Annotated in this window: 20 protein-coding genes; all 20 read left to right on the top strand. The window is 59.5% G+C overall.

All coding sequences use genetic code 11. The features are described 5' to 3' along the window. Positions 1-53: 53 nt before the first annotated feature. The 20 genes from tssB (at position 54) to OPU71_RS10770 (ending at position 21,263) form a co-directional block, all read left to right on the top strand. Complete coding sequence (tssB, locus tag OPU71_RS10865; RefSeq protein ID WP_267727985.1) at positions 54-563, top strand: type VI secretion system contractile sheath small subunit; 510 nt, start codon at positions 54-56, stop codon at positions 561-563. Between the two features lie 47 nt (positions 564-610). Continuing rightward, positions 611-2,107: a type VI secretion system contractile sheath large subunit gene (tssC, locus tag OPU71_RS10860; RefSeq protein ID WP_267727984.1), complete on the top strand. Its 1,497-nt coding sequence runs from the start codon at positions 611-613 to the stop codon at positions 2,105-2,107. 174 nt (positions 2,108-2,281) lie between these two features. Further along, complete coding sequence (locus tag OPU71_RS10855) at positions 2,282-2,767, top strand: Hcp family type VI secretion system effector (protein WP_267727983.1); 486 nt, start codon at positions 2,282-2,284, stop codon at positions 2,765-2,767. A 109-nt stretch (positions 2,768-2,876) separates the two neighbouring features. Continuing rightward, positions 2,877-3,350, top strand: a complete 474-nt coding sequence (locus tag OPU71_RS10850) for an Hcp family type VI secretion system effector (RefSeq protein ID WP_267727982.1) — start codon at positions 2,877-2,879, stop codon at positions 3,348-3,350. Between the two features lie 29 nt (positions 3,351-3,379). Continuing rightward, positions 3,380-4,195 (top strand): type VI secretion system accessory protein TagJ, encoded by an 816-nt coding sequence (locus OPU71_RS10845; RefSeq protein ID WP_267727981.1) that lies wholly within the window; start codon positions 3,380-3,382, stop codon positions 4,193-4,195. A gap of 2 nt (positions 4,196-4,197) precedes the next feature. Continuing rightward, entirely contained in the window at positions 4,198-4,704 is a 507-nt protein-coding gene (gene tssE / locus OPU71_RS10840) for a type VI secretion system baseplate subunit TssE (protein ID WP_267727980.1), read from the top strand. Positions 4,705-4,710: 6 nt separating this feature from the next. Further along, a complete protein-coding gene (gene tssF / locus OPU71_RS10835; protein WP_267727979.1) occupies positions 4,711-6,585 on the top strand; it encodes a type VI secretion system baseplate subunit TssF in 1,875 nt (624 codons plus the stop codon). Continuing rightward, entirely contained in the window at positions 6,561-7,661 is a 1,101-nt protein-coding gene (gene tssG / locus OPU71_RS10830) for a type VI secretion system baseplate subunit TssG (protein WP_267727978.1), read from the top strand. Before tssF ends, tssG begins: the two co-directional genes overlap by 25 nt. Further along, a complete protein-coding gene (gene tssH / locus OPU71_RS10825) occupies positions 7,658-10,384 on the top strand; it encodes a type VI secretion system ATPase TssH (protein ID WP_267727977.1) in 2,727 nt (908 codons plus the stop codon). The genes tssG and tssH overlap by 4 nt, the downstream gene beginning before the upstream one ends. A 172-nt stretch (positions 10,385-10,556) precedes the next feature. Beyond that, positions 10,557-11,138 carry a papain-like cysteine protease family protein gene (locus OPU71_RS10820; RefSeq protein WP_267727976.1) on the top strand — a complete coding sequence of 194 codons (582 nt, stop codon included), beginning with the start codon at positions 10,557-10,559 and terminating at the stop codon, positions 11,136-11,138. 145 nt (positions 11,139-11,283) lie between these two features. Then, positions 11,284-12,645, top strand: coding sequence for a tetratricopeptide repeat protein (locus OPU71_RS10815; protein WP_267727975.1), 1,362 nt, complete (start codon positions 11,284-11,286; stop codon positions 12,643-12,645). Positions 12,646-12,730: 85 nt separating this feature from the next. After that, positions 12,731-14,866, top strand: coding sequence for a type VI secretion system Vgr family protein (locus OPU71_RS10810; protein WP_267727974.1), 2,136 nt, complete (start codon positions 12,731-12,733; stop codon positions 14,864-14,866). A gap of 5 nt (positions 14,867-14,871) precedes the next feature. Further along, positions 14,872-15,885 carry a DUF2169 family type VI secretion system accessory protein gene (locus tag OPU71_RS10805; RefSeq protein WP_267727973.1) on the top strand — a complete coding sequence of 338 codons (1,014 nt, stop codon included), beginning with the start codon at positions 14,872-14,874 and terminating at the stop codon, positions 15,883-15,885. After that, positions 15,882-16,937, top strand: coding sequence for a beta-ketoacyl synthase N-terminal-like domain-containing protein (locus OPU71_RS10800; protein WP_267727972.1), 1,056 nt, complete (start codon positions 15,882-15,884; stop codon positions 16,935-16,937). The genes OPU71_RS10805 and OPU71_RS10800 overlap by 4 nt, the downstream gene beginning before the upstream one ends. A 17-nt stretch (positions 16,938-16,954) precedes the next feature. Beyond that, positions 16,955-17,335, top strand: a complete 381-nt coding sequence (locus tag OPU71_RS10795; protein ID WP_267727971.1) for a DUF4150 domain-containing protein — start codon at positions 16,955-16,957, stop codon at positions 17,333-17,335. Between the two features lie 4 nt (positions 17,336-17,339). Then, on the top strand, positions 17,340-18,362 hold the full coding sequence (locus OPU71_RS10790) for an AHH domain-containing protein (RefSeq protein WP_267727970.1): 1,023 nt from the start codon (positions 17,340-17,342) through the stop codon (positions 18,360-18,362). A gap of 29 nt (positions 18,363-18,391) precedes the next feature. After that, entirely contained in the window at positions 18,392-18,952 is a 561-nt protein-coding gene (locus OPU71_RS10785) for an imm11 family protein (protein ID WP_267727969.1), read from the top strand. Between the two features lie 64 nt (positions 18,953-19,016). Continuing rightward, positions 19,017-19,565: a hypothetical protein gene (locus OPU71_RS10780; RefSeq protein WP_267727968.1), complete on the top strand. Its 549-nt coding sequence runs from the start codon at positions 19,017-19,019 to the stop codon at positions 19,563-19,565. 47 nt (positions 19,566-19,612) lie between these two features. Next, positions 19,613-20,041, top strand: a complete 429-nt coding sequence (locus OPU71_RS10775; RefSeq protein WP_267727967.1) for a hypothetical protein — start codon at positions 19,613-19,615, stop codon at positions 20,039-20,041. Between the two features lie 7 nt (positions 20,042-20,048). Further along, positions 20,049-21,263: a hypothetical protein gene (locus tag OPU71_RS10770; RefSeq protein WP_267727966.1), complete on the top strand. Its 1,215-nt coding sequence runs from the start codon at positions 20,049-20,051 to the stop codon at positions 21,261-21,263. Positions 21,264-21,297: the final 34 nt, after the last annotated feature.

Below are 21,297 nucleotides of genomic sequence, written 5' to 3'. Positions count from 1 at the left end.
ACCCACGCGACCCGCACAGGGAACCGCAACACCCAAACCGACCGGAGGCCAACATGGCAGACAGCAGCCAGAAGTTCATCGCACGAAATCGTGCACCGCGGGTACAGATCGAATACGACGTCGAGCTTTATGGCGCCGAAAAGAAGGTGCAACTGCCTTTCGTCATGGGCGTACTGGCGGATCTCTCAGGCAAGCCGGCCGAACCGCTGGCGCCGGTCGCCGACCGCAAGTTTCTCGAGATTGACGTCGACAACTTTGACAGCCGCCTCAAGTCGATGAAGCCACGCGTGGCATTCGCAGTACCCAACACGCTCACCGGCGAAGGCAACCTGAACGTAGAGCTTACTTTCGAGAGCATGGACGACTTTTCGCCCGCTGCTGTTGCACGCAAGGTGGACGCATTGAACAAACTGCTTGAAGCGCGTCAGCAGCTCTCAAACCTGATTACGTACATGGATGGCAAGACCGGCGCAGAGGAGTTGATCTCGCAGGTACTCAGCGACCCCGCCCTGCTGCAGACGCTGGCCGCCGCACCCAAACCCGCCGACGAGGCTGGCGCTTAAGCGCCGCTCAACTTCCATTCAATCGATCTTAGCCGGAGGAACACCGAATGGCCGATCCGCAGATGCAGACTGAATCGCAAGCTGCCAGTACCGTTGCCGAAGGCGGCGACTTTTCATCACTGCTGCAACGCGAGTTCAAACCCAAGACCGACGAAGCGCGCGACGCGGTCAGCCGTGCCGTTCAGACACTGGCACAGCAAGCGCTATCGCAGACCCAGTTAATCGGCTCTGACGTCATCAAGTCGATCGAGTCGATGATTGCCGAACTCGACCGCAAGCTCTCCGAGCAGATCAACCTGATCATGCACAGCGAGGACTTTCAGAAGCTTGAGGGCGCGTGGCGTGGTTTGCACTACCTGGTCAACAACACTGAGACCGACGAGCAACTCAAGATCCGCGTGATGAACATGTCCAAGGCGGAGCTCGGCAAGACGCTCAAGCGCTACAAGGGCACCGCATGGGATCAAAGCCCGCTCTTCAAGAAGGTCTATGAGGAAGAGTACGGCCAGTTCGGCGGCGAACCTTTCGGTTGCCTGGTAGGTGACTATCACTTCGATCAAAGCGCACCGGATGTCGAACTGCTCGGAGAAATGGCAAAGGTAGCGGCCTCGGCTCACGCCCCCTTCATTTCAGGCGTTTCGCCGACCGTGATGCAGATGGGATCCTGGCAGGAACTGGCCAATCCGCGCGATCTGACCAAGATCTTCTCAACACCCGAGTACGCCGCATGGCGTTCACTGCGCGACTCTGACGACGCGCGATACATTGGCCTTGCCATGCCGCGCTTTCTTGCCCGCTTGCCATACGGCGCCAAGACGAGCCCTGTCGAGGCCTTCAACTTCGAAGAAGACACCGGCGCAGCAGATCACAGCAAATACACCTGGGCGAACTCAGCCTACGCCATGGCTGTGAACATCAATCGCTCGTTCAAGGAATTCGGCTGGTGCTCACGCATCCGTGGCATTGAGTCGGGCGGCGCGGTTGAGGGACTGCCCGTGCATAGCTTCCCGACCGACGACGGCGGCGTCGACATGAAGTGCCCGACCGAAATCGCCATCAGCGATCGCCGTGAAGCCGAGTTGGCGAAATGCGGCTTCATGCCACTCATCCACCGCAAGAATTCCGACTTCGCCGCTTTCATCGGCGCGCAATCGCTGCAGAAGCCCGCCGAGTATGACGATCCGGATGCGACGGCGAATGCAAACTTGGCTGCACGCCTGCCCTACCTGTTCGCATGCTGCCGTTTTGCCCACTACCTCAAGTGCATCGTGCGCGACAAAGTCGGCTCGTTCAAAGAGCGTAATGATATGGAGCGCTGGTTGCAAGATTGGATCATGAATTACGTTGACGGCGACCCTGCTCATTCTTCTGATGACACGAAAGCTAGACGCCCCCTTGCTGCAGCAGAAGTTAGGGTTGAAGAGGTTGAGGGCAACCCTGGCTACTACGCCTCAAAGTTCTTCTTGCGACCACACTATCAACTCGAAGGCCTGACAGTATCTCTTCGATTGGTATCCAAGCTTCCCTCGCAAAAGGCGGCGTAATCGTGGTACCAGCCTTCTCCGGACTTAATCCATATGCGCTGGTTGAACTGGGCTCTAACCAGTCGCTGAGCTGTATCAGTTTGCAGAGCCCGATAATGTCGGGGGATGGGCCTTCGCAAACCCAATCGCTCCCGAAGAGCGCAATCATCATTCAATTTACCTAGGAGAGACACCATGGCCGTTGATATGTTCATCAAGATTTCCACCATCGATGGAGAGTCGAATGACAGTACGCACAAGAAGGAAATAGACATCCTTGCTTGGAGCTGGGGTATGTCTCAATCTGGTACAACACACGTTGGCGGAGGAGGTGGCTCCGGAAAAGTTAGCGTCCAAGACCTTTCTCTCACAAAGTATGTTGACGCCTCGTCCAACGCATTGATGTTGGCGTGCTGCAAAGGTAGCCACCTTGATCAAGCGACGCTCGTTGTGCGCAAAGCAGGTGATACGCCGCTGGAATACATCAAAATCACGCTTGAAGAAGTACTCGTTACCTCTGTATCTACGGGCGGGAGCGGCGGCGAAGACAGACTTACGGAAAACGTGACGCTAAATTTCGCGAAAGTTAAGTTTGAGTACCAGCCACAGAATGCAAAGGGCGGTAAAGACGGCGGTCCAAAGACCTTGACATGGAACGTACCCGCAAACGCGGTTAAGTGATTCGCAGACGAAACTCAGACTTGGGCGCCGTCAGAAAAGGTGCCCAAGTAGCAGAGAGACCTCAATCAATACCATAGTTTGGAGTGCCGTTTAGATGTCCCAGAGTGACATGTTTGTCAAAATTGAAGGCACACGGCAAGGCCTGATCAGAGGAGAGTCAATCGACCCCAAACACCCAGACGAAATCAATATCCTTGGATGGTCATGGGGCATGGACGCATCACAGGAAGCGCTGAGTCAGCGCTCCGGCCGCACATCGCTGCAGGAGCTTGAGCTTATCAAACGTGTCGATTCGGCGAGCACTGCACTGATGGCTGCACTGCGTAACAACGAAATAATCAAGAAACTGACTTTGTCGGTTCGCAAGGCCGGTGGTGTCGACCCGCTCGACTACTTCACCATCACCCTAGAAAAAGCACGCATTACCCACCAGCATCTTGGGTCCTTGAATAACGAAGGCGCCGTTCTATCTGAAATTGTGCGGATTGGCTTCCAGAAGATCTCGGTCCAATACCAACCGCAGACAAAAACCGGCGGATCACGCGGCGCGATGATTTTTGAAACCGACGTCCAGCCCGACTAACCGAAGCTGAATCCCGACAAGGACTTCCAATGAATCCGGTAGCCGCCGCAGAACAAGCCATTCGAGACGCGGATCCCGACAGCGCCCTCAAGTTCCTTCAGGACGGCGTCCGTGCCAACCCGGCCGATGCCAAGCTGCGCATATTCCTGTTCCAGTTGCTGTCGGTTCAGGGCCAGTGGGATCGCGCCCTCAATCAGCTCAATGTCGCCGCCGAGCTTGACGCTTCGTCACTGGCAATGGCTCAGATGTACCGCGAGGCGCTGCGTTGCGAGGCCTTGCGCGCCGATGTGTTCGCAGGACGGCGATCGCCGCTGATTTTTGGCATGCCCGAGCAATGGCTGGCACTGCTGATCGAATCGCTGCTCAACCGTGGTCAGGGCAATACCGCACAAGCCGCCTCGCTGCGCGAACGCGCATTTGAAGAAGCCCCCGCAACAAGCGGAACGATTGACGAGCAGCCCTTTGCGTGGATTGCGGATGCCGACATGCGGCTAGGCCCGGTATGCGAGGCGGTCATTAATGGCAAGTACTATTTCGTGCCCTTCTCGGCGCTGACCCGATTGTCCATTGAAGCCCCGGAAGACTTGCGCGATCTGGTCTGGATGCCGGCTCACTTCGAGTTCACCAACGGTGGCGAGGCCGTCGGCGTGATTCCGACACGCTATCCCGGTTCTGAAAGCAGTGGCGACTCGCTGATTCGGCTTGCGCGCAAGACCGAATGGACTGAAGTCGGCGATGGCAGCTATCACGGATCGGGCCAACGCGTTCTCACGACCGATGCGGGAGACCTCCCGCTGATGGGCATCCGCGAAATCCGCTTCAATGCCGCCCCGGTGGCCGGGTAAGCATGGTCGAACTCACCCCGCTGGATCGACTTCAACCCGCGCTTCTCGATCGTTTGACCGACGACGAGCCTAGCGTGCAGGTCGAGACCCGCGAACGTCGCGTGCTGACAAAGAGCCAACTACGGGCTGCAGTGCTGCGCGACCTCGGCTGGATCATGAACGCTACCCGACTCGCCGCCACCGAAGACCTGAGCGCCTATCCCGAAGTCGAACGATCGGTGATCAATTTCGGCTTGCCGGCATTCTCGGGGGAGACAGCTTCGACGCTGGATGTCGGGGACCTGGAACGCGCAATCCGTGAAGCGATCTTGCGGTTTGAGCCGCGGATTCTGGCTGAGACGCTCAACGTTGAAGCCATCACGCAAGACAGCGTGCTGAACTGGCACAACGTGGTCAGTGTGAAGATTTCGGCGCAACTGTGGGCCCAGCCAGTGCCGCTCGAATTGCTCTTGCGCACCGAGGTTGACCTCGAAACCGGCCAGGTAGAACTCGCCGACGCCAACGCCTGACACCCCATGGATCCACGACTGCTTCGCTACTACAACGATGAACTTCGCCACCTTCGCGAGATGGGGGCTGAGTTCGCGCAGCAGTTCCCGAAGATTGCCGGGCGGCTTGGTATCGACGGCATCGAAGTTACTGATCCGTATGTCGAACGGCTGATGGAAGGTTTCGCCTTCCTCGCGTCGCGTGTGCAGTTGAAGATTGACGCCGAGTTCCCACGTTTCACCCAGCGTTTGCTGGAGATGCTCTACCCGCACTACCTCGCGCCGACCCCCGCAATGCTGGTGGCCCAGTTGCAACCAGTGCTTGGCGATCCGAACCTGGGCGCCGGCGTGCGCATTCCGCGCGGCACGGCGCTGCAAAGCACAGTCACCAAGAGCGATGTGTCGGCGTGCGAATTCACCACCGCGCAAGACGTGACCCTATGGCCGCTGGAAGTAGCGCAAGCGCGCTATTTCTCCTTCGCGCCAGACGTCCCCTTGCCAAGGTTGGCGCCGGGTGTGCGCGTCAAGGGTGGCGTTCGCCTTCGCCTGCGCGCAACCGCTGGCCTGAACTTCAAGCAGATTGCCGCAGAGCGGCTCCGGTTCTTCCTGGCCGGTGCCGACGAAGTGGCGTACCGCCTGCACGAATATGTCGGGGCGGCGTGTCTTGGCGCGGTTGTCACCCCCGCCGGGCAAACCGACGTCTGGCACGAGTTCATCGCACCAGAAAAGATCGCCCTTGCAGGCTTCGGTGACGAGGAGGCGCTACTCCCTACCGCAACGCGGGCTTTTGGGGGCTATCGGCTGCTGCAGGAGTATTTCTCGTTTCCTCAGCGCTACCTGTTCTTCGACATCGACGGGCTCCGCCCCGCCTTCTCGCGCCACGACGGTTCCGAAATCGAGATCATCCTGCTGTTTTCGCGCGGCGACGCCGTACTCGAGAGCGTCGTTGAACCGGCTAACTTCGCGCTGCATTGCACCCCGGCGATCAACCTGTTTGCACGCCGCACTGACCGCATTCACATCGACGATGCGAATCACGAGTTTCAGGTCATCGTTGACCGCACGCGCCCAATGGATTTCGAGGTTTATGACCTCACCGAAGTCACCGGCCACGGCACCGGCCCCGATAGCGAGCAAGCTTTCGAGCCCTTCTACGCCGAGTATCTGGCCTCCGAGACCCGCCCCCACGGCTTCTATACCCTGCGACGCGAACCGCGCCTCTACTCGGAAAAGCAGAAGCGCGTTGGCGCACGCTCCAGCTATATCGGAAGCGAAGTCTTCATCTCGCTTGTCGATCCGCAGGAGGCACCCTACCGGCCCGATCTGCGGCAGTTGTCGCTGCGCGCGTTGTGCACCAACCGCGACCTTCCGATCCTGATGCCGCTCGGGCTGACCCGCAGCGACTTTTCGCTCGACATTTCGGCGCCAGTCGAGTCGATCAAGGCCATCAAAGGGCCATGCAAACCCTACGCGGCGATTGCGGACGGCGCCTCGGCCTGGAAGCTCGTCAGCCACTTGTCCCTGAACTATCTTTCCTTGCTCGATAGCGACAAGCAAAGCGGCGCAGCCGCCCTGCGCGAGATGTTCGAACTTTATGCAAGCACGTCGGACGCGGGCATGCGACGCCAGATTGAAGGTCTGCGCTCGATCGAAGCGCGCCCCGTCGTGACGCGCCTGCCCATGCCCGGCCCATTGTGTTTCGGCCGGGGCATTCAGATCACACTCGATGTCGATGAACTAGCGTTTGAGGGCGGCAGTGCCTTCTTGCTCGGCGCTGTGCTTGAGCGCTTTTTCGCGCGGCATGTGAGCCTGAACAGCTTCACAGAAACCGTACTGAGATCGATCTCGCGCGGGCAGATCATGCACTGGAGACCACGATGCGGGCTGCGGCCGACGCTATAAGGCAGACCAGTCGCGACGCCCTGCTCGATGCGATCTCGCGCGAGCCGTGGAAGCACGACTTCTACCAGGCGCTGCGGCGACTGGAATGCCTTCATCCTGAGCAGCCACGCTGGGGTCGGGCGCTCAAACCCACCGATGAGGCTGTGCGTCTGGGGCAAGAGCCGGCCATGTCCTTCGCACCGGCAAGTCTTTCGGCGCTTGTCCGGCCCGCGAACAGCGTGGCCCCTCGACTTGAAGTGCGCTTCTTTGGTCTATTTGGCCCCAACGGCCCGCTGCCGCTGCACCTGACCGAGTATGCCCGCGGCCGCCTCATGAATGCCGGCGACCCGACCTTCGCGCGCTTCGCCGACATCTTCCATCATCGACTGCTAACGCTCTTCTACCGCGCGTGGGCGCAAGCGCAACCCACCGTCAGCCTGGACCGGCCCCAGGAAGACCGCTTCAGTTATCACCTGGGTGCGCTCTTCGGCCTCGGCATGCCGAGCCTGCGTGAACGCGATGCGCTGCCCGATTTCACCAAGTTGCATCACGCCGGTTTGCTCAGCCGCCAGGTGCGGAACGCCGAAGGCCTTGCGCAGTTTGTCAGTGGCGCATTTCGCGCTCCAGCGAGCGTTGAACAATTTGTCGGTCACTGGATGCCAACTGAACTGCGCGATCGCACTCAACTGGGCCGCAGCGCCGCGAGCCTCGGGAGCAACGCCCTCGCAGGCAAGCGAGTGTGGGATCGCCAGCACAAGTTTCGCCTGCACATCGGCCCGCTTTCGTTGGCGCAATACCAGGCACTGTTGCCCGGCACCCAAGGCATCAAGAAGTTGTCGGCCTGCGTGCGCAACTACGTCGGCGACGAACTCTCCTGGGATGCGCGCATCACCTTGCGCCGTGCTGACATTCCAAAACTGAAACTCGACAAGCAGGCACGGCTGGGGCTGACCAGCTGGCTCGGGCAGCGCGCCCACGCCAACGACGCTAGTGAGCTCTTGCTCGATGTCGAACGGGTGATCAGGCGCCCGGCAAAGCTTCAGCCCCCCCCCCCAGCAAGCACTTACCAACCCGACAACACAGTGAGACACCCATGAGCGAAATCAGTCGCGTTGCACTCTTCGGCAAGCTCAACAGCCTCGGTTACAAGGCCATTGAGGGTGCCACCGTGTTCTGCAAATTGCGCGGAAACCCCTATGTCGAGCTGGTGCACTGGATCGCACAGATCCTGCAGAACCCGGACTCGGATCTGCATCGCATCGTGCGCCACTTCGAGCTTGACAGTGGAAAGCTGGCCGGCGACATCACCGCCGCACTCGACCGCCTTCCCCGCGGATCAACTGCCATCTCTGATCTTTCAGAGCATGTCGAAAACGCCGTGGAACGCGGCTGGGTGTATGGATCACTGCTCTACAAGGACACCCAGGTCCGCACCGGCTATCTGGTGCTGGGCGCGATCAAGACGCCGAGCCTGCGCAACGCGCTGTCGAGCATCTCGAAACAGTTTGACCGGATCAAGCCCGACACCCTCAGCGACGATTTCGCCAAGATCGTTGGCGGTTCGCCTGAAGACGGCGCAATCGCATCGGATGGCAGCGGCGCACCGGGTGAAGCCAGCGGCGCCATCGCCCCGGCCGCCATGGGCAAGCAGGAAGCCCTCAAGAAGTTCACCGTTGATCTAACCGAACAGGCACGGGGCGGCAAGATGGACCCGATCGTCGGCCGCGACGACGAAATTCGTCAGGTGGTCGACATCCTGATGCGGCGCCGGCAGAACAACCCCATTCTGGTCGGCGAGGCCGGAGTCGGGAAGACAGCCGTCGTCGAAGGATTCGCGCAACGCATCGCACGCGGCGACGTCCCGCCCAGCCTCAAGGATGTTGAATTGCGTTCGCTGGACGTTGGCCTGCTCCAGGCTGGCGCAAGCATGAAGGGCGAGTTCGAGCAACGCCTGCGTTCGGTGATCGAAGAAGTACAGGCCAGCCCCAAGCCGATCATCCTGTTCATCGATGAAACCCATACCCTGGTTGGCGCGGGGGGCGCCGCCGGCACCGGTGACGCGGCCAACCTGCTCAAGCCCGCCCTGGCCCGCGGCACCCTGCGCACCATCGGCGCCACCACCTTCGCCGAATACAAGAAACACATCGAGAAAGACCCCGCCCTCACCCGCCGCTTCCAGACCGTCCAGGTGGACGAACCGGACGAGCCCAAGGCGATCCTGATGATGCGCGGCGTCGCCTCGACCATGGAACAACACCACAAGGTGCAGATCCTCGACGAAGCGCTCGAAGCGGCGGTGAAGCTCTCGCACCGCTACATCCCCGCACGGCAACTGCCAGACAAATCGGTCAGCCTGCTCGATACGGCCTGCGCACGGGTGGCGGTGAGCCTGCATGCTGTGCCCGCCGAGGTCGACGACAGCCGCAAGCGAATCGAAGCGCTGGAAACCGAGCTCGGAATCATTGGCCGCGAAAAAGCCATCGGTATCGACATCGGACAACGCGAAGTCGAAGCCAACGAGCTACTCGCACATGAACGCGAGCGCCTCGCCGAGCTGGATACGCGCTGGACGGCCGAACGCGAGCTGGTGGGGCAAATGCTCGATCTGCGCGCAAAGCTCCGCGCTGGCATCAAGCCGGTGGAAGGCACCGGCAGCAAGCTGGAGGCGGCCGCCGAGGCCGTAGCAGAAGCCGCCGCCCCCGCAACCGACGATGCGGCAGCAAAAGAAGCAGAACGTGTTGCCCAACTCGAAGCGCTCAAGGCCGTGCAAGCGCAGCTAACAACGCTGCAGGGCGAAACCCCCTTGATTCTGCCCACGGTGGACTACCAGGCGGTTGCCAGCGTGGTGGGTGACTGGACGGGCATTCCGGTCGGCCGCATGGCGCGCAATGAAGTGGAAACCGTACTGAACCTCGCGAAGACGCTGGGCGAGCGCGTCATCGGCCAGGATCACGCGATGGAAATGATCGCCAAACGCATCCAGACTTCACGCGCCGGACTCGACAATCCGCAGAAGCCAATCGGGGTATTCATGCTTGCCGGTACATCCGGCGTCGGCAAGACGGAGACGGCGCTTGCGCTGGCCGAGGCGCTCTACGGCGGCGAGCAGAACCTGATCATCATCAACATGAGCGAGTATCAGGAGGCCCACACCGTCTCTACGCTCAAGGGCGCGCCACCGGGCTACGTGGGCTACGGGGAAGGCGGCGTGCTGACCGAAGCGGTGCGTCGTAAGCCCTACTCGGTCGTGCTGCTAGACGAAGTAGAGAAAGCCCACCCGGATGTGCATGAGATCTTCTTCCAGGTGTTCGACAAAGGCTTCATGGAAGACGGCGAAGGCCGCTTCATCGACTTCAAGAACACACTGATCCTGCTGACGACAAACGCCGGCACCGAGATGATCGCCGGCATGTGCCGCGACCCGGAGCTGCTGCCCGATCCTGAGGGACTCGCCAAAGCCCTGCGCGAACCCTTGCTCAAGATCTTCCCGCCTGCGCTGCTCGGCCGCCTGGTGACGATTCCGTACTACCCGCTCTCCGACGAAATGCTCGGCAAGATCGTGAAGCTGCAACTCAACCGCATCAAGAAGCGTGTCGAGGCTCGCTACAAGATCCCATTCGAGTATGGCGAAGACGTCATCAAGCTGGTTGTTTCACGCTGCACCGAGAGCGAGTCCGGTGGCCGAATGATCGACGCAATCCTGACCAATACCATGCTGCCGGATATCAGCCGCGTGTTCCTGACGCGAATGATGGAAGGTCAACCAATTGAACGCGTATTGGTCGAGACCGCGGATGGAAATTTCAAGTACGTGTTCTAGAGAGTCTCATATGTGCATGTAAGACGACACGCGGATTCACAAAGCCCGTCATACGGACCATGGAGGTCGCTTTGTGCACCCGATAACGTGACGTGACATTGCATGGCGGACCAGGACCAAACTCAGCAAGCTGCCGATCGCCCGCGATACAACATAACCTTAGGAGAAGACCATGCCGAATTTTTTTAGCTGGAAAGGCTCAAAAAAAGCATACATCGAAGTAGGCAACATGTATCGCAACGTCACCTGCTCAAAAGGCAAAACACATGTGCTGGCGGTTCAACAAAGAGACATGTCATGCGGGATCGCCTCAGTCGCGATGGTCGTCGCACGTTGTCGCAATCTCTTGTTGGACGAAACAAGTCTGCGCGCTTATTCGGCGTGCTTCGATCAGGGGGCCTTCCGCGCTGGTACCGGTGCCTACTCCGAGCATGGCGGCACAGCAATGTTCAACATGGAAATCATGCTCAAGAAGATGTGTGTACCCTGTGAAAGCCAGTATTTCACAGACGTAAAGCCTGCACTGCGTTCGGCGTCGATCTCAAAACCGGTCATCGCGCACATTGAATGGGCCGGCTCACCGGGCATTCCGGGGGGGGCACACTTCGTTGTCGTCGACGGCATGAATGGCGAGTCTGCGGTGATCTGCGACCCATGGAGCGACTACGGATTCAGCGAAATCAATACGGTTCCAAGCTACAACCCAAACGGCGCGAGCGGTCGATTCTCCGGATGGCTCCTTTTGACGACCTAAGCTTGGCGAAATTGCCAGCCCCACGGAACGCCGATCGGACCACTGTGCACCGACTTGGACTGTACGGTAGTCGCACTGCAACCCCAGCCCGTCGTATCCACCGATGGGCTCCATGACTACTGCTTGCCAATGGAGTCATCTCTTAGTGAGCATCGAAAACTGCAATCCTTCGCCCGCTGTCGCCCACGCTGATACAGAGATAACGATCGACGAAGCCCTCAGATACGCGGTAGCGCTCCATCAGGATCGGCGATACGACGCCGCCGAGGCTTTGTACCGACGTATTCTTGAGTCGGCACCTGAGCACCCGGATGTGCTGCATTTTCTCGGGATCCTTGCGAATCAGCGCGGTCGCACCGAAGAGGCCATTGAACTAATTGGCCAAGCAATCAGCGCGGTGCCGGATTTCCCGGATTTTCACAACAACCAGGGCAACATCCTTGCTCTCGCGGGACGGATGGAAGAAGCAGAATCACACTACCGCCGGGTCCTCGATTTGCGTCCGGATAGTCCGGACACCTTATCGAACCTCGGCACCCTTTATCGGGCGCTCGATCGCTTCGATGAAGCCGAAACGGTGCTCCTGCGCGCTCTAGAGATGGCACCGAATCACATCAAGTCGATCAATAATCTCGGACTCTTGTGCAACCGCCTTGGGCGCAGCGACGACGCCATCGGCTTCTACACCCGCGCCATCTCACTGATGCCACAGCACGCGGATGGTCACCACCTTCTTGGCGCGCTCTATTTCACCCAAGGGCGGCTTAAGGAAGCAGCCGAGGTGTACCGGCACTGGATGGATACAGTGCCGGGGCACCCCACGGCCAAACACATGTATGCCGCCTGCAGTGGCGATAACGTGCCGGCCCGCGCTGCGGACGATTACGTTGAGCGGACTTTCGATCTCTTCGCTGAGAGTTTCGAGCAGCAGTTGCAACAGAAGCTCTCGTACCAGGCACCCGAACTCTGCGCCGAAGTCGCCGCGCGTTTTCTGCCGCGGCCCGAGGCCACATTGACGATGCTGGATGCAGGCTGTGGCACCGGCCTCTGCGGCCCGCTCTTCAAATCGTGGGCAAAGCATCTGGTCGGTGTCGATCTCTCCAGTGGCATGCTGCAGAAAGCAAGTGGCAAGCAATGCTATGACGAACTGATCAAGGCCGAGCTGACGACCTGGATCGCGGCGAACCCAGACCGTTTTGACATGATCGTGTCGGCAGACACGCTCTGCTACTTTGGATCCCTCGCCGAACCCTTGCTCGCCAGTGCCGCGTCGCTCCGGCCCGGCGGCCTGCTGGTGTTCAGTGTCGAAGCAGCAGATGATTCAATTGTGCTTGAAGGGCATAGAATCAATCCGCATGGCCGCTATAGCCACACCCGCAGCCACATCGAAGCCTGTCTGAGCGCGGCAGGGCTTGCACGGCTTGCCATCGAAGACGCAGTGCTGCGAACCGAAAACGGCAAGCCTGTTGAAGGGTTCGTCGTGGCAGCACGAAAGCCGGCCGCATGACCGCGTCGGAGTTCTGGTCACGCCGTATCAACGAGCAATCGATTAACCGACGACCGATGCGCCGCGCGCGCGCCGGGAGGAATCAATGGCGTTCTTAGAGAGCTTTGTCGAGATCGTTTCACCACTTGAGCACGATCTGCTCTTTCGTTCCATGCAGGGCCATGAGGAAATTGGTCGCCTGTTCGAATACCAGGTCACGGTGCTGTCACCGAAAAACCAGCTCGAGTTGGATGATCTGATCGGAAAGACAGTCACGGTCAAGTTGAGGACTGACGAAGGCACCACGCGGGAATTCAGCGGATTCGTCACCGCAATGGCTCAAACTGGCATCGAAGGCCGCTTCCACCGTTATCAACTCACGGTACGACCATGGGCTTGGCTGATGTCGCGCACGGCAGATTGCAAGATCTTCCAGCAGAAAAGCGTGCCGGAGATCATCAAGGCGGTGTTCGCCGACCACGCAGTCGCCGACGTAGAGTTTTCGCTCTCTGAAACCTACCGGACGCGCGAGTACTGCGTGCAGTACCGAGAGTCCGACCTCGGATTTATTTGCCGCCTGATGGAGCAGGAAGGAATCTACTTTTACTTCAAGCACACCGGTGGCCGTCACAAGATGGTGGTAACCGATTCATATGCAGGCCACCAGCCGAGCCCCAGGTTCGAAACCGTTGAATTCGTACCGCACTCCGAACGTGGCATCGAATCGCAAAGCGGACTACGTGCTTGGCGCTTATCGCGCGAAATACAGCCTTCGCGCTACGTCGTAGCCGATTTCGACTTCACCAAACCTCGTGCCAACCTGCTTGCGTTGAAAGACGGGACTCTGCCCGGCAATCATGCGCAGTCCAATCACGAAGTCTTCGATTACCCCGGCGAATACGACGAGCGTAGCGAAGGCGAGCGTTTGGCGCGCGTGCGCATTGAAGAACTTCGTCACCAGCACGAAGTCTGCAGCGGCAGCGGGAATGTTCGTGGTCTTGGCTCGGGGGCATTGTTCAAGTTGGCCGAGCACCCGCGCGCCGACCAGAACCGCGAATACCTGATTCTGTCCGCCAGCTATGCGATCGAGCACGCCGGCCATGAAAGCGTTGACGCTGATGGCGATCGCTTTGAGGTTTCGATTACCGCGATTCCGAGCCGCCAGCCATTCCATCCCGCACGTGTCACGCCCAAACCTTTCGTCCAGGGGCCACAAACGGCCATCGTGGTCGGGCCATCAGGCGACGAGATTTACACCGACAAGTACGGCCGCGTGAAGGTCAAGTTTCACTGGGATCGTTACACCAAAGGCGACCAGAACAGCTCATGCTGGATCCGTGTTTCCCACCCTTGGGCCGGAAACAAATGGGGGATGATCGCCATCCCCCGGATCGGGCAAGAGGTGATTGTCGAGTTTCTCGAAGGCGATCCGGATCGCCCGATCATCACCGGCCGCGTCTACAACGACGTACAGATGCCCCCCTACGCACTACCTGAAAACATGACGCAGACCGGGATCAAAACCCGCTCAAGCAAAGCCAGCCCGGACGACAAGAAGGAGTGCTTCAACGAGATCCGCTTCGAAGACAAGAAAGGCTCGGAGCAAATCTTCATTCACGCCGAAAAGAATCAGGACATTGAAGTCGAGCACGACGAGACGCATCGGGTCGGTAATGACCGCCGAAAGACAATCGATAACGACGAAACCACCCACGTCAAACACGACCGGACCGAGACCGTCGACAACAATGAGACGATCACGATCGGCGTCAATCGCACCGAGTCTGTCGGCAAGGTTGAAGCAATCACGATCGGCACGAACCGCACACTGGACGTCGGCGAAAACGCCAGTACTTCGATCGGGAAGAATCGAAGCATCACAGTCGGCGTTGATGAGTCCCACGATGTCGGGGCCAATCGGCAGCGCACAGTTGGCAAGAACGAAACCATCGACATCGGCACCGATCTGAGCCAGACCGTTGGCAAGAACGTAACCGTCAGCATTGGCGAGAACCAGACGCTGACGGTTGGCAAGGACTCCAAGAGCCAGGTCGGAAAGAAGTATTACCTTGAAGCAGCCGATGAGATCACGCTCAAGACCGGTGCCGCCAGCATCACCATGAAGAAAGACGGCACCATCACCATCAAGGGCAAGGACATCACGATTCAGGGCAGCGGCAAGATTGGCGTGAAGGCATCGGGCGATGTCGTCGTAAAAGGCTCCAAGATCGCGAACAACTGACGCCGATGCTTCAGGTCGACAACCGCACACCCTTCCCTGCCGTGCTCTCGGTGTTTCCCGCCCCATCGGGCGTTGAAACGGCCTACGCCGCGCTGAAAATCACTTATGACCTGACCAGCGGCCGACCTGTACCGTCGCCGCGTCAAGCCGGCTTTCTCGCTGCCGATGTGTACTGGGGCGACCCAACGAGCTCCTCACTGCGCGCCGCAGGCGACGTTACCTTGCTCAAGCCGACAACCGACATCATGCTGATCGGGCGGGCGATATCGATCAGCGGCCCGGTCGGCGTCATGGACGTTACGCTCCAGGTTGGCCCGGTAATCGAGACCTTGCGCGTCAGCGGTGAACGCTTCTGGACGCGCGACGGAAAATCCTGGCGCCCGACTGATCCAAAAGCATTCGACCGCATGCCACTGCGCTGGGAACTTGCGTACGGCGGAACAACCCCGCCCAACCCGGATCAGCCGATGGAGGTCGAAGCACGAAACCCAGTCGGCAGGGGATTCATCGGCAGTTGGGAAACGGACTTCGAAGGTCGACCACTGCCCTGCATTGAATCACCCGAGTGTCGGATTACAACTCCCCAGGACCGCCCGGCGCCAGTCGGATACGCCCCGGTGGCGCCCGTTTGGCAGTTCCGCAGTCGCCATGCCGGCACATACGACGAGGCTTGGCAAAAGACTCGTGCTCCCCATCTCCCATTCGATTTCAACCCGCTATTTCTTCATGCTGCGCCACCCGCATTGATCTCACCATCGCGGCTCGAAGGCGGCGAGGACGTCGTTCTGCGTGGGGTGGCCGCGACGCCGCTGGCCTTCGCACTTCCCGAGCCGGACGTCGAGCTCGAATTCGACTTTGCCGGCGCGAACATCGCGTCCAAACCCCTGCTCGACACCGTACTGTTCGAACCTGATACCGGGCGGATGCAGATGGTGTGGCGGGCGGAACTCGCCGTCGACAAACGCCTGTTGAAACTGCGAACCCTAAGGGTCGCGTACGATAAGGCGCTGCACCCATGACCTGCGTCGTCGTAGCCGCAGGCTTGGTCACTCCTGTCGGTTTGAGCCTAGGAGAAACCGCCGCCGCGACCCGTGCACGCATGCCTCGATTGCGTGAATGCAGCTGGCTCGATCGGCGGTTTGAGCCCTTCATTGTGGGCCGGGTCCCTGAGTCTGGGTTGCCTGCACTCGCCCCCTCCCTGGCCAACGAGTCAATTCAGGCCCGAGAAGCCCGGATGCTACGCCTGGCCCACGCGGCACTGTCAGACACGCTCAGTGCGATCCCGGCCCAAATCACTCCGCCCCCCTTGCTGCTGGGCCTACCCGAGCATCACACCCAGATTGCGATAGAGCCGGCTCGCTTTCTGCAGCGGCTGGCCTTGCAAAGTGGCCCCTGCTTCGATCTGTCAGCCAGTGTCGCCGCACCGCGCGGTCGTGCTTCTGCGTTGATGGCGCTGAGTCAGGCAGTCAGAATCATCGAGAGTGGGCAATCCCCTTACGTGCTCGTAGGCGGTGTCGACAGTCTGAACGACCTCTACATTCTCGGCACGCTGGACCGGGAACAACGCATTCGTGGCGAAACCGTCAGCGATGGCTTCACGCCGTCCGAAGGCGCAGGCTTCATCCTGCTGGCCAAGGACACGGCAATTACAGGAACCGGACTAAAGGCGCTTGTCCGGCTGAGCGGAAGTGCAAGCGGTCAGGAACCGGGCAATCTTTACGCTCAAGCGCCATACCTCGGCGAAGGCCTCGCAGCCGCCGTCTCCGAGGTGCTGGCTCAAGCGGCAACCGACACGCCGATTCAAACCGTGTTCAGCAGTTTCAATGGCGAGCGCTACTGGGCACGGGAGTTCGGCGTAGCCCGGATCCGCAACGCTCAGGCGTTCGGTGATGAGACGCAAATGGAACACCCCGCGGAGTGCTTTGGCGACCTCGGTGCCGCGCACGGAATTGCCCTCGCCGCCGTGGCCGCCCATGGCGTTAGCGAGGGCTACCGTCGCGCGCCATGCCTGGTTTACGCCTCATCCGACCACGCCGATCGCGCCGCTGTCGTATTTGAAGGCACCGCATAACCTAACAGGAGCGCCAGATGCCCTGCACTGTCCATAACATCCAAGGTTTCGCGCACAAAGGCAGCGGCGGAATGAGCATGGTCTTCCCGGACGTGTGCAAGACCCCTGCGCCGCCCGCACCGCCCATCCCGATCCCGTATCCCAACATAGGCAAGTCGTCCGACACCAGCTCAGGCACCAGCACCGTGAAGGCCGACGGCAACATGGTCATGGTCAAGGGCGCCAAATACATGATGAGCGCCGGCGACGAACCCGGATCGGTGGGCGGTGTCATCAGCGGCACGATCAAGCAGGAGTGCGAATTCCTGATGTACTCATTCAACGTCATGCTTGACGGAAAAAATGTATGCAGAATGGGCGACCCGCTGTGGCACAACAAGAAGAATATTTGCGGGTGAGAAAATGACTCAATTTGGCGAACCAATTGCAATCGGCATAATCGATGACCCTGATTCGCCAGGGTGCCCTTTCTCACATGAAACACCGCCAGAGTCTAATCCAGGAGAAAATGAACTGATCGGATCGGGCAGTGAGCTAGCAAAACAACTCAAGAGTCAGCGAAGCACCGACCTGGTGGCTAAACCAAAACCTGATCGGGTAGAGAACCCTCGCTACATTGAAACCCATTCATTTCATTCGCCAAGCTCCTTGCGCGGCGCTTCTGCGGAAGTCAAGGCAAGCTGGCCGGTGACAATTTCCGTCAACGACGAAATACATAAACTTCCTGTGCGCTGCGCGGCCCATCATTTGATCCCCGCACAAGAAGCGCTAAAGGACAGCCGGCTCGTGCCTTTCATGGTTCACCTGCACACGGCAGAGCCAGTGAAAGGCGGCACCGTAAAGGGGAAGCTATGGCGGGACGTAGGGTATAACGTCAATGGAAGCGAGAACGGCGTCTACTTGCCTGGCTCGTATGCAGTCGGAGGGGGACGTGGTGGGCTAAGGGTGTGGAGCACCGCAGACGAGCCGGATCTGGAAGAGGAAGATATTCCGGGAGAAGACGCTGATGGCTCCGCATACCTGACCGGAAGCCCGGAATCGATGACTGAGACGACTCCTAAGTGGCAGTATGTCCGCCAAGCCATGCTGGGAGCTCCAGGTCAATTCCATGACCGTCACGGAAATTACAGTAGCGAAGTCCAGCTGAAGCTCGATTCGATCGCCGCCGCACTGGCGAAGAAGTATCGACATTACGAGGAACGAACCGATGCGTGTCCGTGCAGCGAATGCGAGAAGACGCGCTCGAAATGGTCTCAGATCGGCTACCCACCACCTGCGGGCCTCGTAGCCCGACTCAACGGCGTATCGGCTCGATTGAAGGGCTTCGTTAATGGCTCGACCTGGGCAATGAACCTATTCACATCAAAATGGGGTCAAGCCTACATGACTGCCCGCGCGGCCGGAAAAGCCTGGGCAAAAATCTAAGCTAGGCCTCGCATCCTGGAGTTCGTTACATGTACTTCGTGCTTAAGTGTTTTGACCCACCGAACGCATATCTGGGACGAATTGAATACCGTGACGACGATCCATTTAGATTCTGGAATACGGGAGATCGTTTTGACGACGAGCCGAAGGAACCGCTCAGGGCCCGCGTTATTCTGGATAAGCAAAGCGTACTCGCGGAAATGTGGGAGACCCCGCTCCCGCTGATGACCGCGCGCTTGCACAAAGCACTGCTGGCCGCAGGCGTAAGCAACCTCGACACCTACCCTGTGCTGCTAGAAGACAAGCAAAGTGGGAACATCATCGATGGCTATCTGGCATTTAACATCATCGGCGTCATTGCAGCGGCAGACGCACAGGGGACACGGTACGCACCAGGCTCCACTGATCGCCTTATTTCGGCGGACATCGATCACCTCATCATCGACCCAGAGAAGGTCGCAGGAGGAAAGATGTTTCGGCTCGCCGAATCCGTGAGTGCGATCCTGGTCAGCGAGGATGTGAAAACCGTGATTGAGGCGACGGGGATAAGCACGCTAACCTTCATGCCGCCAGAGACCTGGGTAGGATGATCTACTGGGGAGCCTTCCGCACAAACATTGATGGGGCACGGTAGGATCACCAATAGGAACCACCATGTATTACATGATGCATTGCCCGGATCCAGAAGTCGGATATCTCGCCATGCTTGACTACGATTTTTCGGAAGACCCTGACCCCTTGCGGGACTGGATGTCTGCGGATCGATTCGACGAACCGCCTCCGCTTCCCGTTCGCGTGACGGTAGCGCCTCGCCCAAACAGCGTGATCGGCGAAATGTGGCAGGTCCCTTTACCGATCATGAGCAAGCGCTTGTTGGAAACGCTAACGAAAGGGAGCGTGTCCAATATTGATTCCTATCCTCTCGTCTTCGAAATGCCAGATGGCTCAATTCGCCAGGACACGCATGTCGCATTCAATCTGATCGGAAAAATTTCAACCGTAGCCCAGCGCGGATACATCAAAGGCGGCAACGAACTGCTTGGCGGTGTACGGTTGAACGAGGAGGCGATCGGCGATGCGCTGATGTTCCGCCTCGCCGAATCTGTTAATGCGATCGTTGTGCATGACTCAATCAAAGCAGCCATACAAGCCGCCGGAATTGACACACTGCAGTTTATTGCACCCGAATCCTGGACAGGGTGATCCAGAAGTCTCCAGGCTTTCAGTCAATACGTTTCGGAGTCCAAGTAATGAAACGCTCAAATGTCATCCCGATCGCTGCAGTGCTGGCAAGCGAATCGGGTACTCCCCTTCGCGCGGAGTTAATCGCGATTACCGAAGAAGGCAATCTGACTGTCCGTGACGACGCTGGCCGCGAGTTCGATTGCGACTGGCTCGTCACCGGCGCAGACCTCGTCCTCCAGCCCGGCGACCGCCTCGCCGTGCTGCCCCCGGATTCAACCGGAAAGGGCCTCGCATTAGGCCGGGTTGGCGCCTACCAAAAGCCGGAGCCGCAGGCGCGAATCACGCTTGAAGCCACTGAGTCGGTCACCTTGCGGTGCGGAGACACGGTGCTTGATCTGCGGGCGGACGGAAAGGCCATTCTGAAGGGCGACGACGTGCTGATCCGTGCAAAGGGTCTCCAGCGGATCAAGGCCGGAAGCGTTTCGATCAACTAGGCGACCCATGCTTTCTGTCAAGCCGCTCAATCGCCGCCAGAACCACATCCCGGAACTCGCGCAGACTCACGCCGAGGAACTGGCCTATCTTTGGCATCGACGCCGGCACTCGCTTCGATCGACCGAACTGACGACGCGAGCCTTTGCCGAACTCAACGAGCGGATAGAAGCCCACCTTCAAGGGCTCTTGATCACCGGCGATGCGCTCGCAGAGATTGCCGCACCCAGCCTGCTCAGCGAAGATCGCGACGAGGTATTCGCCGGTGCATGGCCCATGCTGCGGTCTGGCAGCGCAAATGCAGCTCGAACCATTCTTGAGGCTTTTGCCGCCGCAAGTGGAGAGCGACTCCTTGGCCTGCGCGATGCGCTGGGCATGGCATCCCCGCTGCACACTGAAGCCACGCTGCGCGCTGCGCTGACACACGGGCAATCGCATCACGCCGCGGCCGCCGCCGTTGTGCTCGCAACGCAGCGGCGCCTCGAACCCACCCATCCCCGGCTGGCAACACTGCTGGACGAGGCCGACCCAGCGATCGCAAGCCAGGCATGGCGGGCGGTTCTGCAGATTGATCAGCAAAGTGAGCCCATTCCTCGCCCCTACGCGGCAGCCATCGCACACAGCGACGCTCAATTGCGCGCAGCAGCCCTTGAAGCCGGTGTCTGGCGCGGCGAATCCTGGGTGCCGCGCGTGATCAAGCAACTTGCCGAAAGTGGCGATTCAATCGGACTCGACTGGACTGCCGCGACGCTGCAGCGCGAACTTGACGATCAGGGCATTCATGCCTTGCTCGCTCTCCAGGGCAAAAAGCGCTTTGCCCTGCTCGCACGGGCCGGTCACCCCGCGGCCTTCGAACCCTTGCTGATCGCCATTCAGGATCCGGACGCGGCTTGCGCAGCGGCGGCAGGCCTTGCCTGGGCCCGCATCACCGGTTTTGATGTCGAAGGCGAACGGGTGGCCTTGACTCCTGCGGACGACGCGGACGACTTTGCTCGCGATTTCCCTGAAGAAGTGCGCCTGCCAGACGTGCAACGCGCACAGCAGCAGTGGCGGGACAACGCTGCGCAATGGCAGGTCGGCAATCGCTGGTGCCGCGGGCACGACATCTGCAGAACGCTCAGTTCCATGGCCCAGAAGACCATCGACCTCGAAGCCCGTTGGGATTTCGGCGCCCGCGCCGCCCTCGCAGGCACTCGCGTTTTCTCGCCGCCACCGGCCATCTAGCTCGCGGCATAATCCAACAACACTGTCACGCTGG

The sequence above is a fragment of the Niveibacterium sp. 24ML genome (genome assembly GCF_026586805.1).
Lineage (GTDB): Bacteria > Pseudomonadota > Gammaproteobacteria > Burkholderiales > Rhodocyclaceae > Niveibacterium.
This window is presented reverse-complemented; position numbering and strand designations above follow the sequence as displayed.